The following is a 12,964-nucleotide window of genomic DNA, read 5'->3' on the forward strand; positions in this document are numbered from 1 at the left end:
GGTTTGTACTGGTTGTTTACCATCGCCTCGATTATTGAGGTGTCTTCGGTTGACTCGATCTCAATGTCGATGGTACCGCCGTAAACTCCGGAAGAGGGTCTTCCTTTTGCATCTACATCACGGTTTAACGCATAGGCACAGTGAAGCACATCGTACTCCTTGCCTGAAAAATTTAATCTAGCTTTGAAAGCCATAGTTTTAAAATTTAAAGGTTAAAAATTTGATTTATGTAGCGTCCGCTACTGCTCGAACATAACCAAATATCAGGCCAAATATGATCTATATGGCTCAGTGATAAGTGATAAACCGTTTTAAAAAAGATAGCAAATGGCTGTTATCGCCTAAAAGTGCAGTTATACAATGCCTTTTTGTGGAAAAAATGTGGAAAAAAGCGATTCTATCTTTCGTGTTACAAATACATTACAGCAAGTACCTGCGTTACAAAACTGTAGCGATTGTACACAAAGTGTAGGGTTTTAGGACAAAGTGTAGCTGTAAATAAACTTGATGGTTTGCGTGGATACAAACCATGGCGCAAAATAAATTTTTTTTCTAATGCGGTCGTCAGCCTGAATTTATTTCAGGGTCTTTCATGCTAAAAAGATGCTGAAATAAATTCATCATGACGAATTGATCTGAACCTGATGATTTGTGAAGACACAAACCATGACACACAGACCATGGAACCACGGCGGTATTAAATGAGCTGTGAGCCAAATTTTTCCATTTTGGCCAACCACTTTTGGCTATAATGGTTTTCGAGCGAGTGCAGTTCGCCGATGGTATTGGTTAATACCGGGCTCATTCTACATTTTTCGAATACTACTTTTTTTATGGATAAATAAGTGGTTTTCTTATTGGCTTTCCATTCTTTAAAGGTTGCCTCATCCAAAATGGATACAATCCGGGCCGACCGCCCGCTAAAATTGTTGTTTACATTCTGCCGTTGCGTGGTAAAAATCTGATCGGGCATAAAAAGACGATCGAAAAAGCCCTTGATTTTGGCCGGAATATGATCAACATAAACTGGACAAAAAAGTACCACATGATTACTCTGCCTGATGGCAGTTAAGGCTTTCTGCAGGTCGGGTTCCAGTTCAGCAATCTGTCTGTTATTAAACAGTTTGTTCGAATTGAATATCAGATCGATAATGGCCAGCTCCCGTACGGTAGCGCCAACACTTTCTGCCCCTTCTTTATAGGCGTTAATCAGGAAATTTGTAGATGCGTTTTTTTCAATATCCCCATTGAGGAGAAGTACTTGCTTCATTTTTTTTGATTAATCTGATTGGGCCGATGCATTACAAAATTATAAAGAATTTGTTAAGTGTAGTGCATAACCCATAAAAAAACCCAACGCTGGGGTTGGGTTTTTATTTTCAGCTATCAAAAACTATTGCTGATTATATTCTGAACTCCAGGTAGTGCTTTCATCTTCACCTTTATGTCCATCCAGTTTTACCACAAAACTTTTGGCCGGGAAATATGGTGTGATATGGATATCCAAATGGATTCTGTCTTTCTGTTGTTCATCTCTTTCGAAACGCATAATTTTAAATCTTTCGATCAAACGGTCAGCGCCCTGGATACCATCCAAAAACTTAACAATCTGGCCACGCAGGTCCTGCTCTGTTTTAGAAGTCCAGTTTTCGAAAGCCCTTCTGTTTAGGAAATCGAACAGTACTTTGGTAATGTAATCGAATACACGTACAACCGAATAAGTTTGTAAACCGATGTTATCGCCGTTAAATAAGGTTTTGGCCGAGAAAGCCATTACTTTACCATATTCGTTAACCATTGGCACCAAACCTACTCTTTCTAAATGGGAAATTTCGCTTTTCTTCAAATCGAATTTCACGCCATCTACCTCGTTTATGGCACCATGTTTTTTACCTGCGGTAACCTGCGACATTAAAGTGTAATACATTTTACCAGCCAATGCAGCCGATCCAGGTACGGTTAAATCGTCTTCCTCACCCACTTCGGCAACTTTACCACGGCCAACCAACCAGTTACAGGTCATGATTACGTTTGAGCGGAATGCATCGCCACCGGTAAAGTTTGCTGCGGTAAATAGATCCAGTACATCATCCGGCTGATCAAGATCGGCAAAATCGGTTACCAACATGGCTTTGTTGTTATGCGCAATTTTACCCCATCTTTCTAACACTTTATTGGAGCCCATATAGCCAGGTACAACCATTAAAGAGTAGTTATTACGGAGATCCAAACGGTCGTAATTCTGTTTTAATTCATCATCCACGTATTCGATAAAACGCGGATTATCAAGATCTTTGATCTGATCCATTGATGCATTTAACAGCACCACATTTTTAAGTTTATCAGATTCGGTATTTTTATAGAACAAATGCACCGAACGGTATGCCTGCTCCAGTTCTCTTGTACTTTCTAATGCGGTACCGATGTTTTTATTCAGGTTTTCTTCGGCAGCATTCAGTTTTTCGGTACTTTTTTCTACCATATCGGCTACAGAAGTAGAAGACTCGAGCACATCGATCCAAAGCTGGATTTTCTTTTTCAGCTCTTCGCGTTCTTTCTTTTTCTCATCACCGGTTAAAAAGATCTGTTTACGGGCTTTACGTTCGGGGTTTAAGTTCTGCAGACCATCAACAGTGGCTTCTAACAGATCGAAACCACCAACACGAGCCAGTTTTTCGAGGTTATCTTTAAGTGATGTTTTTTCTAAGGTTTTGGTTTCAGCTGGTTTAAAACCTGCCTGACCAGTATTTTCGTCGGTTTTTAATTCTTGAGGGTTTGACATGTTTTCTCGGCGTTAAGATTATTTATTTTGCTCCAATTCGTCAACAAAGTTCTTCAAAGCGTTAATGAAGGCCGACTTTGTTTCTTCGTCGTCAAGTGTAGCTTTTAAGGTTTTGTTCGATTTTAACTGTTTGATTACGTTAAGCGACATTTCCCTTTCGATATTTACGTTGGTAAGGTAATTGCTTTGGTTGATGATGTTTTTCACACCAAAATCGCCCAGATCGTTAAAATTTATGGTTTCGCCAACGGTTGATCCGTCCTGCTTTTCGAAAGCTACTTTCACATTTGGTTTATAATGTTCGAATACGTCTTTCACAGTCTTTAATCCTTCTACTTTTTCAGGTTTTATCGGATCGTTATCGGTAAGTTTCTGTACAAAAAGCGTTTTGTTATGGGCAATTTCTGCGAAGGCTTCTGAGGTGTCAATTTTTCGCTCGTTACCACCAATTTCATAATTAAACATAGTATGTTGATTTAGGTTTACGATTAATTTGTTCTAATAATATAATAGTTAACGTTTTAACTCAATTTTTGTTCCAATGTTGCGGTTTCGGGCTGAATAATATTCCATTCGAGTTTATCTTCTTCTGCATGTTTGCTTACCACAACCTTTGATCCTTTTTTCAGTTCGCCCGAAATGATGTATTTGGAGATGGGACGGCGTAAAAGGTTCCGGATTACTGCCGATAACTGCCTTGCTCCGTATTTTGGTGTAAAGCCATCTAAAGCAATCATTTTTTTGGCATCTTCTGCAATTTCAAACTCAATACCCATTTTATTGAGCGATTGTACCAAACTGCTTAACTGGATTTCGAAAATGCGTACCACATTGCTTTCGTTTATAGGTGCAAAAGGAACAATTTCGGAAATCCTCGCCAAAAATTCGGGGCGGAAATGCCCGGCCATCACTTCCATTAACTGGTTTGAAGCAGGAATTACACCTTTACCAATCTGCTCGGCAATCCATTCGCTACCAATATTCGAGGTGAAAAGAATTAATGAATTGCTAAAATCACCTTCTTTACCCAAACGATCATGCATGTGGCCTTCGTCCAGGATCTGTAAAAAAGTATCGAAAACGGAAGGGTGTGCCTTTTCAATTTCGTCAAAAAGCAATACCGAATAAGGCTGCTGTCTGATTTTATTCACCAATAAACCACCTTCTTCGTAACCCACGTAGCCTGGAGGCGCTCCGTAAAGTAAAGCGGCACTGTGCTCCTCTTTAAATTCGGACATATCGAAACGGATCATCGCTTTTTCGTCGTTGAACAAAAATTCGGCGATTGATTTGGCCAGCTCGGTTTTACCGGTTCCGGTTGGACCCAATAAAAAGAACGACCCGATAGGTTGGCCTTTTTTGTTCAGGCCGCTACGTGATTCGAGTATGGCATCAGAAACAGCTTTTAAAGCCTGATCCTGTCCTACCACACGTTTTTTAAGGTATTGCTCCATATTGAGCAATTTTTCTTTTTCGCCCGCCTGCAGTTTTCCCATCGGGATGCCTGTTTTATAGGCCACTATTGAGGCTATATCCTGTTTTGTGATGCGGTCGCTTTTTTCAGCAGCGTATTTTTTTAACTCCTGTAGACTGCTGGTGATATAACCCTGGTATTCATCAGCAGTTTCGAAAGCATCGGTCTGCGTTTCGTCGGTTAAACGGCCCAATAAAACCGGGCTTAACTTATTCTGAAGTAAAGAGTAAAGCCATTTGTAATCGGCAAATTTTTCTGCTTCCGGTTCTTCGGTATTGGCATTTAAAGCTTCTAAATCGGTTTCCAAACTTTCGATAACCTGATCAGAGGTATCGTTCATCATTTTCATGGCAGCCATTGTACGATCGAGCAGATCGAATGCCGAATCGGGCAGCCTCCTGTCTTTCATGTATCGTTTGGCCAGGCGAACACATTCGCCCAAGGCATCGGGCTCGACGGTTAGAGTATGATGCTCCTCGTATTTTACAGCCAGTTTCTGCAGCATTTTAATGGTGCTTTCTTCGTTAGGCTCGTTTACCTGCAATACTTCGAAACGCCTGCTGAAAGCCTGCTCGGGCTCGATAATTTTACGGTACTCATCAATGGTTGTGGCGCCGATCACTGTAATTTCGCCACGGGCCAATTCGGGTTTCAGCAAATTACCGATACCTGCCCCCAGGGGACCTTTACTATCCAATAATGTGTGGATTTCATCAATAAACAATACGGCTTTTTCGAACTGTTTGATTTCTTTGATGATGTTTTTTAAACGGTCTTCTATTTCTCCTTTGTATGAGGCGCCTGCAATTAAAGAACCTAAATCGAGCTCAAAAAGCTGCACGGGTTTTAAACTTTCGGGTACGTTCTGGTTTACAATATCAATGGCAAAACCATCAACCAAAGCGGTTTTACCCACGCCTGCATCACCGGTTAAGATTACATTCGGTTTGGTACGGCGGCAAAGGATTTCCATCATTTGCCTGGTTTCTTTATCACGACCGATGATCGGGTCGGTTTTACCATCGCGTACGGTCTGCAACCTATCTATGCAGTATTTATATAGGGCATTGCCTGTACTTTTGTTTTCGGCACCAGCTGTTGTTTTATCAGGCGAAACTACCCGCGAAATTTCTTCGTCCTTTACATAAAGATCTAAAATCTCGCGTTCTTTTATCGGGAAGGATTTTAACTGATCAGGCTGAAAACCGATTCCCGGTTTTGCCAATGCAGTTAACACACAAACCGGTGTAATTAAATCCAGCCCCAGTTTAATGCGCACATTATCTGCCTCTTCAAAAATCACTGCAATTTCTGGTCCTCCGCTTACATTATCGGTATAACTTGCCGATTTTGCCTGTTCATCAATGCGCACCTCAGCCCATTCGCTGATGTATTCTTCATCCTTACCAATAGAGGTAATAAACGAACGCAGGCCAACATCTTTATGCATTAAGCCTTTTAGCAGGTGGGCGGCAGAAAAAAATTCGTTTCTGTACTCTTTAGCCAGCGACTGTGCAATGTGCAGGGCTGTTTTTACCGATTCGCTTAAATTTGTAACTGCCATATGCCTTAGTTGGTTGTAGGCAACACTGCCGGGTTAAAATTGTTTTCGGTGATGTAGTAATATATTTTGCCGTTCGAAATAAACTGCTGCTCAATCTGCGTAGCCCTTTTAATCTGCTGAACGGATTGGTTTAACAATTTGATATAAGTTTCGAACTCCTCAAGTGGCATTTTAGAGGTATTCTTTAAATCGCCAACGGCATATTTCTCTAAAAATTCGTTATTTAAAGGCAAACCGGTTACCAATTTAATGTAATTGGCCAGAGTTAAACGCTTGATGTTGCCCGATGATTCTTTAATACCCAGCATCTGTTTAGGCATTTTAACATAATTTTTAACAAGCTTGCTCCTGAATGAAGACTGATCAGCCTGAAGATTTTGCCCTAGCATAATCGAAAATACATCTACAATCTGTTTGTACTCCATGTTGTTTAACACGATGGCATATTGTAAGGTAGACCGGTTATTTTTTACGGCATCAAGCGATAAGTTTGCTGTACTGTAATATTTAAAGGCATTATGCGGCATACGGTCGGCAACTTCGCCTCCAACCGGCTCTGGCAATAAACCTTCTACATCGGCAGTAAGGTTTTTACGCGATATACCCGTTAAACGGAATGCACTATCCAACGAGCTGATCTGGTTATAAATATCGGAGTTAGTTTCTTTTACAAAACGGCGCAGAGCGATCGTCATACTTTGGTTAGAATTTACCGAACCTTTGGTCGGGAAAACTACCCCACCCTGGATTAAACTGTTTTTAGGATAATCTAAATAGTAAGAAATAGAATCCTGCAAGCTGGTATTATAAGGCTGGAAGCTTTTTAACCCCTCGCCTTTTACCATGGTATTTTTACGGTACTCGGCAGAACGGATAGCCGATTCGGAAACAAGCTTACGCGATTGGATTACAAAATCATTAAACGACTGGTTGAAATCGCTATACACCTGTAAGGCTAAAATACGTGCATCAGCCTGTGCAACCTGCTCGCTTAATTCGTTAATCAGGTAATTGTTGGTTCCACCCGTGTTTCCGGTGCTACCTACCAGGATAATTAAGTTGGTTTCGTTCTTTTTTGCTTTAAACAAACCTAATCCGGTTTTTATGGCCTGAAAAACAGGCTCTTCGCTTACTTCGCCATTACACCTAACCGTATTTTTGGCCTGATTTGAGAAGAAAGTCATCAACTGCCTGTAATCATTCTGTATCGGGCTAACAAAAATGCCTTTTAAAGCACAACCGTTTTCTCCGCGGTAAACCACACCGCCAAAGTTTACTTTTGTTCCTTTACCAAAATCGCCCATAATATTTTCGAAAGAGGAGATGGTATTGGTCATTCCCGAAAAATACTTGGTCATTGGGCTACCGCCATCCACTACAAAAACAACATTTACCTTGCTTTTATTTTTGCGGAGATTCAGGTAATCCTGATAAGAAAGCGCAGAACCGTTAATAGTTAATATTTTATTGTCTTTTTTATTGTAAACATCTGCTGCTATACCTACGGTATTGCCACCTTCATCGTTTGAAACAATCGGCACGCTACGCAAGATCAGGTTTTCGCGCGGCAATAAGGGATCTACTACGAAAGCTGTTCCTTTATCAATGCCGCTTTTAATGGCGAATGAGGTAGAATCATCTTTATCGTAATCGCCCGGTTTAACGGAAGTAATGTACAAACGATCGCCCCAGCTGTGTACGGCTTCGGCAGAAACCCAACCATAAATACTTTTTAAAGCGGTATCTGCAACCAATTGGTCATCAGAACCGATGAGGTATTTTTTGCCATCTTCCGATTTTTTGTAGATGTAGGCAATTTCGTGCAACCTTACTTTTGTACGTCTATCTTTAAGCTCCGGTGTATTGTAAACCAGGATAGAATCGGTGGTATCGAAATAGAATTTTGGTTCGGTTAGGGCATTTTTACCGTTTACGATACCAATGGCTTTTTCTGCATAACCTGTTTTTTGGTTAGAGAAAGCGCGTTGCCATAAAAGCAGTTTGGATTTTGCAATCCAGCCATAACTGATGGCGCTTTTTTTATCGTTTATTTTTCTACCCCTGATCATTCCGGCCTTATATTTAATCAGTTTGAGGTAGCCGTTTTCTTCTTTCGAAACGTAGAAAGGCTCCATAAAGCTGATTTTTTTCATAATCAGGCTCCCGCCGGGTGCGGTAGTTGTATAATTATCTTCTCGGTCGGAAAAAACAATCCATGGCAAACTGCTGCTGCTGGTATTGTCCATTACATTTATATTTTCAGAAGGCCTTTCGTAAGATTTAGGCATGTATTTTACTTTTTTGCCAAAGGATGCCGGCGACTGCGCGTAGGCAAACGATATTCCTATAAAAAGGAGGCTTAAGGCATAATATTTTTTCATAATCTGTAGATGAGCTTTAAAATTAGGTGAGCTGTTAATTATCTGGTTTTTGCCGGTGCATCAGCAGTTGTTGCAGCGGGCTGGGCCGTACCTGAATGTTGTTTAATATTTACCAAACTGGCACAGGTAGAATTTGGCTTGATGGTAAGCTGCGCTTCATCAACGGCTATCTCGCCTCCAAAAGTGAGCCCCATGCAGTACGAATAGATATCGGTCTGCTTTTTCTTACCGTTCATTTCTACGTTAACCGTTACCTTTTCGTTACCGCACATGTATTTGTTAACGAGGTAGTAATAGTTGGAATTAAAATCGGCGCCGTTGGCAATGGCCTGTAAACGTGCCCTGATATCATCGATAGTTTTGCGTTCGCCATCACCTGGGGCCACAATATCTTCAACAATTTCGGCGTTAGGATCGGTAATCAGAATGTTTAAGAAAGCTGGTTTACGGCTTTTATCCGAGCGCAGGCGCACCACATATTTCCCTGGGGCACGATAGGTGTATAAGGCTGTTTTTCCTTTAACATCAACACGTCCGGTTTCGCCGAACGACCATTCGAAATCTTTTCCTTCGCCATCTCCTTCGAGCCTGATTTCTTCATTAACCAAACCAGCTGTTGGTCCGCTAATGGTGAGCACACTATCTACAACTGCGGTATGAACGGTATCGCGTACGGTAATGGGAAATTCCTGGCGGAGTTCGCCATCAACGGTTAAACGCACAATATAAGTATCGGGCTTAGTGTAGTGGTACGAACCGGTTTTTGTGGTGGCTTTTTCACCATTCCCGAATTCCCATAACCATTTTGTGGCTTTTGGGGTATTATCGGTAAAAACCAGACTTTCGTTTAAATAAATTTCATCTTTTAAGATCCGCGCATCAATTGCCCTTTTTTCGAACAATGAACTTTTAAATAGGAAAATGAGGCCTGTTAAGAGCAATACAGCTAAAAGGATGTAAAGAATAACATAGCCCTGCGAATTTGAATTAACTTGCTTGGTGTTTGTGTCAGACATAGGTAGCGTTTTTTATAGGTTGTTTTTGGGATATTTATCTGGCAGATATGGTTTGCTGCAATTGTCGCCTGTTGAGAATACAATCGTCCAATTGTCGTTTATGCAATTCTATATCTGTTATATTTCGGTTCTGTTCCTGTCTATCATAAAATAACCTGTCGTACAGCTGCGCTGTTTGAACAAATATTTTATAGCGCTGGTCTGACGCTTTACGGTCGAACGCAGCCCTGATAGAGCCTAGTGAATTCTGTATATCGTTTTTCAAAAAAACGGCCTGTACATTTGGGTTATAGCGTGTAATCTGTTTGTAAGTGGTATCGATGGTAGGCGAAGTTTCTTTCACCATGCTTTCGAATGTTTCGTTCTCGCTGATTTTTACCTCAAGCTCTTCTTTCGAAATTTCGTAGCGCGATTTATCGCTATAAAAAATGCCAAAACTTAATAGCCCAACGGTAAAAACAAACAGCGCTATAAAAAACAAGAATTGTTCGCGTCTTTCTTTTATACTTAACTTTATCATAATCGTTTAATTATCGGCCGAAGCGTCCGTTCCTGATTTTGGTTGCTGTAGCCTGATTGGCGCGGTGGCAATCGTTTATCTGTTCTTTATACCTTTGGATATCACCCCTTGATTTAATGAGCGAATCCTGTAGATCGGCCATTGCGCCAACATTGTTGTTGATTTTGGCGTAGAGATCAAAACTTGGGCTGGTTTGTGTTTTTTTGGAAATAAGATCTTTAATCCTGTTGTTGGCGCTTTGTATATCGCCTAAAAGGATACTCTGTTTGCTCATTTCGTTTGCATTATAATCGCGGTATTGGGCAAGTTCTTTAAAACGCACCAGGATAAGGTCGAAATTGGTATTGATATCTTTTCTGAGGTAAGATAGTTTTTCGGTTTCCTTTACCTTTTTATCGAGCAGGGTATACTCATAATCGGATGCGGCAAAAAAAAGATAGATACAGAGAATGGAAAAAAGCGTTAGGAATACAAAGTTTAAGATAAACCTCGTGTAAGCAGTCCTGATTTCGATGGCATTAATGGGTTTCATAGAGCATTAATAGTTTCACATAGCATTAGTTATCATATTAATCTGAGATCTCCCTCACTTAAAATCACTCAAACTTTCTCAAATTAACATTGTACTATAACAATTTTTAATATTTGTTGTTTGGTTATTAAAACGATTTTATTTCTTTTACTTTTAACAAACTTTAAGCCAAACCGTTTATGTCTGAAAATTTTTACAACAAACCCTTCAGATTTAAGTCTCTTTTCGCAGGCGCTGGGCTTCAGCCAACTGACCTCGGAAAATCGATTTCGAACCACATAGAACTGATTATTTTTACCCGTTTTGGGGAGCATCGGTTCCACAACGATTTTGGCTGCGAGATATGGGACCTCGATTTCGAATTAATCGTGAGTGAAAGCATCTGGGAGGAAAAATTCCGCAAATCACTGCTCAAATCCATTACCGATTATGAGTTCAGGATCTATAATACTTCGGTAGAAGTGCGCATTACGGAAGTAGAAAATGTATATCCCCTGCGTAAGATTACGGAGATCAAAAAAAAGGTAGATATTAGCGTTAGGGCGCTGATAAAAACCACAGGTGAAAAATATTTTTTCAATACCGCATTATTTCTCAGCCCTTTATCAACCTAAATCTAAAACGCCCCAAATATTCTACACATGAAACCAGTTTTTTACTCATCGAAAGATGAAATCCGCAATAGAATTTTAAAAAATGCCGAAGATTTCTGGAATATTAAAGACAGTAACGACTTCGATCCGCTTGTTAGGTTGATTATTGAAGCACTTAGTAACGAGCTTTTTAATGTAGCCAATGATGTTAAAAATTTAGAGAACAGGATTTTTGATAAGATCAGCCGTATTCTGGCGCCCGATCATTTAACATCATCGTTACCGGCCCATGCCATTATGCATGCCAGACCGATTGAGCAACAGGATTATCTTTCGCCCTATTCGCAGTTTGCATTCAAAAAGAATATCCCTCAGGAAAATGATAAGGCCAAAAAAACCGATATTTTTTTTAGTCCGCTGCACACTGTAAAAGTGAACAATGCATCTGTAAAATACATCGTTACCGGGAATACGCTCTTTAATGTAGAGCAATTGGGCAAACAGCCTATACAGAATACCCTTTCGGGTACTTCGACAGAAAAAAACACGTTGTACATCGGTTTTAGTGGCATTAAAGACTGGATGGACTTTAATAAACTGAATTTATTTTTCGACTGGAAAAATTATTCGGTGCCCGAAAACACCTACGATCTGCTCTCATTGGGGAAATGGTTCTACAAAAACAACGAACTCACTGCCTATACCGAGCGTTTTATGGATGAGCCTTTAACGGGTAAGGTACAGGCACCATTCCAGCACAAACAATTGCTTAATCTGATTAAAGCAGACATTTTACAGTTTTACAGCAACAGGTTTATTACCCTTGGCGATCTTAACGATTTTAATATCGACGAAAGCAGGGAACTACCCGCTGAGTTTACCAATCTGTTTCAGCCAGCTGTTTTAAACCAGATCGATCAATCGGTAAAATGGCTTAAGGTAATTTTTCCGGCAGCTATAAACCAGGAAATGCTGAACGAGCTTCATATTTATATCAACGCCTTCCCGGTGGTGAATAAACGGTTGAGCCAGATTAAACATCGGCTTAAAACGATGAACAATATTATCCCGATTAAAACGGAATCGCTGGATCAGATGCTTGCCGTGGAAAACCTGAAGGATAATAAAGGAAAAAGTTATAACGAAATACCGTACACCAACGAGAATGAAAAGGGTGATGGTTCTTTCTCGATCCGCTACGGTGGTACCGAACGTTTCGATACCAGAAATGCCAAAGAACTGGTAGATTACCTTTTTGAACTGTTGCGCGATGAGAAAGCTGCTTTTACCGCTTACGGACCAGATTTTTTAAGTACCATCCTAAAAAACCTGGAACAGAATATTGCCTTGATTGAACAAAAAAGCCGTTCGGCATTGAAAGATATTAAAGAACTGCCAAGTTATATTGTATTAAAGCCTATTGACGATGCAGATATATTATTCCTGGATATATGGGTTACACAGGCAGAAGAAGCCAACCACATTAATGCCGGAAGCCGTTTAGTGGTATACGATAACAATAAGGTAAATGCAGAGAGTATTTTTTTACTGAGCCAAACCAAAGGCGGCCGGTCGCGACTGAATGCGACCAACCGGGTGCAGGCTTACAAATACGGCTTAACCACAGCCGACAGGATTATTACAAAAGCCGATGTGATCAATTTTTGCCGTTACGAACTGGGTAACAAATTAAAGGGCATTACACTGGCCAAGGGTTTGATTATGGATAATAAACCGAATGCCGGCTTTATTAAAACGACAGATATTTTGATCGAACCAGCAGATCAACTCAACCTGAGCACACAAGATTGGGAAGAACTGCTGAGTTTAACTTTGGCAAAATTAAACTTAAGGAGCACGATGAATGTGCATTACCGTTTGCTATTAAAACCGGCGTTGTATAGGGCGGTTTAATTTAAAATAGTTGTTTTTTCCCTATTTAACCTTCCAAAGCAGTCCGTCACCCTGAATTTATTTCAGGGTCTATTTTGCTGGAAAGATGCTGAAACAAGTTCAGCATGACGATCGGGTAAGAATAAAGACTTAACATAATGGCCGTCATCTCGACCGGAGCTTAGCGGAATGCCCGCCTGCTTCGGGTA

The 12,964-nt window shown here is 40.4% G+C and carries 11 protein-coding genes; 2 read left to right on the top strand and 9 right to left on the bottom strand.

Annotated features, from left to right (window positions below; genetic code table 11):
* The 9 genes from tssD to tssO form a co-directional block, all read right to left on the bottom strand.
* On the bottom strand, window positions 1–194 hold a 194-nt coding region (gene tssD, locus B2V92_RS24855), incomplete at its 3' end, for a type VI secretion system tube protein TssD (protein ID WP_293313183.1).
* Between the two features lie 503 nt (window positions 195–697).
* Entirely contained in the window at window positions 698–1,270 is a 573-nt protein-coding gene (locus B2V92_RS24860; protein WP_293313185.1) for an NAD(P)H-dependent oxidoreductase, read from the bottom strand.
* A gap of 123 nt (window positions 1,271–1,393) precedes the next feature.
* Window positions 1,394–2,782, bottom strand: coding sequence for a DUF5458 family protein (locus B2V92_RS24865; RefSeq protein WP_293313187.1), 1,389 nt, complete (start codon window positions 2,780–2,782; stop codon window positions 1,394–1,396).
* An 18-nt stretch (window positions 2,783–2,800) separates the two neighbouring features.
* Window positions 2,801–3,247, bottom strand: coding sequence for a hypothetical protein (locus B2V92_RS24870; RefSeq protein WP_057933296.1), 447 nt, complete (start codon window positions 3,245–3,247; stop codon window positions 2,801–2,803).
* A gap of 56 nt (window positions 3,248–3,303) precedes the next feature.
* Window positions 3,304–5,820, bottom strand: a complete 2,517-nt coding sequence (locus B2V92_RS24875) for an ATP-dependent Clp protease ATP-binding subunit (protein WP_293313190.1) — start codon at window positions 5,818–5,820, stop codon at window positions 3,304–3,306.
* A 5-nt stretch (window positions 5,821–5,825) separates the two neighbouring features.
* A complete protein-coding gene (tssR, locus tag B2V92_RS24880; RefSeq protein WP_293313192.1) occupies window positions 5,826–8,201 on the bottom strand; it encodes a type VI secretion system protein TssR domain-containing protein in 2,376 nt (791 codons plus the stop codon).
* Window positions 8,202–8,239: 38 nt separating this feature from the next.
* Window positions 8,240–9,217, bottom strand: coding sequence for a PKD domain-containing protein (locus B2V92_RS24885; protein ID WP_293313193.1), 978 nt, complete (start codon window positions 9,215–9,217; stop codon window positions 8,240–8,242).
* A 34-nt stretch (window positions 9,218–9,251) separates the two neighbouring features.
* Window positions 9,252–9,737, bottom strand: a complete 486-nt coding sequence (locus B2V92_RS24890) for a type VI secretion system transmembrane protein TssO (protein WP_215124638.1) — start codon at window positions 9,735–9,737, stop codon at window positions 9,252–9,254.
* Window positions 9,738–9,747: 10 nt separating this feature from the next.
* Complete coding sequence (gene tssO, locus B2V92_RS24895; protein ID WP_057933291.1) at window positions 9,748–10,269, bottom strand: type VI secretion system TssO; 522 nt, start codon at window positions 10,267–10,269, stop codon at window positions 9,748–9,750.
* A gap of 179 nt (window positions 10,270–10,448) precedes the next feature.
* Here tssO and B2V92_RS24900 point away from each other — a divergent pair, with 179 nt between their 5' ends.
* Together B2V92_RS24900 and B2V92_RS24905 are read left to right on the top strand one after the other, a co-directional pair.
* Window positions 10,449–10,883, top strand: coding sequence for a GPW/gp25 family protein (locus tag B2V92_RS24900; RefSeq protein WP_293313198.1), 435 nt, complete (start codon window positions 10,449–10,451; stop codon window positions 10,881–10,883).
* 27 nt (window positions 10,884–10,910) lie between these two features.
* A complete protein-coding gene (locus B2V92_RS24905) occupies window positions 10,911–12,776 on the top strand; it encodes a hypothetical protein (RefSeq protein WP_293313200.1) in 1,866 nt (621 codons plus the stop codon).
* The last annotated feature ends 188 nt before the right edge of the window (window positions 12,777–12,964 follow it).

The sequence above is a fragment of the Pedobacter sp. UBA5917 genome, from assembly GCF_002432345.1.
Lineage (GTDB): Bacteria > Bacteroidota > Bacteroidia > Sphingobacteriales > Sphingobacteriaceae > Pedobacter.

Bases quoted from the DNA above. Each gene is read 5' to 3' on its own strand.
- B2V92_RS24890 (WP_215124638.1), bottom strand. From the start codon at position 9,737: ATGATAAAGTTAAGTATAAAAGAAAGACGCGAACAATTCTTGTTTTTT.
- tssO (WP_057933291.1), bottom strand. From the start codon at position 10,269: ATGAAACCCATTAATGCCATCGAAATCAGGACTGCTTACACGAGGTTT.
- B2V92_RS24860 (WP_293313185.1), bottom strand. From the start codon at position 1,270: ATGAAGCAAGTACTTCTCCTCAATGGGGATATTGAAAAAAACGCATCT.
- B2V92_RS24865 (WP_293313187.1), bottom strand. From the start codon at position 2,782: ATGTCAAACCCTCAAGAATTAAAAACCGACGAAAATACTGGTCAGGCA.
- tssR (WP_293313192.1), bottom strand. From the start codon at position 8,201: ATGAAAAAATATTATGCCTTAAGCCTCCTTTTTATAGGAATATCGTTT.
- B2V92_RS24870 (WP_057933296.1), bottom strand. From the start codon at position 3,247: ATGTTTAATTATGAAATTGGTGGTAACGAGCGAAAAATTGACACCTCA.
- B2V92_RS24885 (WP_293313193.1), bottom strand. From the start codon at position 9,217: ATGTCTGACACAAACACCAAGCAAGTTAATTCAAATTCGCAGGGCTAT.
- B2V92_RS24900 (WP_293313198.1), top strand. From the start codon at position 10,449: ATGTCTGAAAATTTTTACAACAAACCCTTCAGATTTAAGTCTCTTTTC.
- B2V92_RS24905 (WP_293313200.1), top strand. From the start codon at position 10,911: ATGAAACCAGTTTTTTACTCATCGAAAGATGAAATCCGCAATAGAATT.
- B2V92_RS24875 (WP_293313190.1), bottom strand. From the start codon at position 5,820: ATGGCAGTTACAAATTTAAGCGAATCGGTAAAAACAGCCCTGCACATT.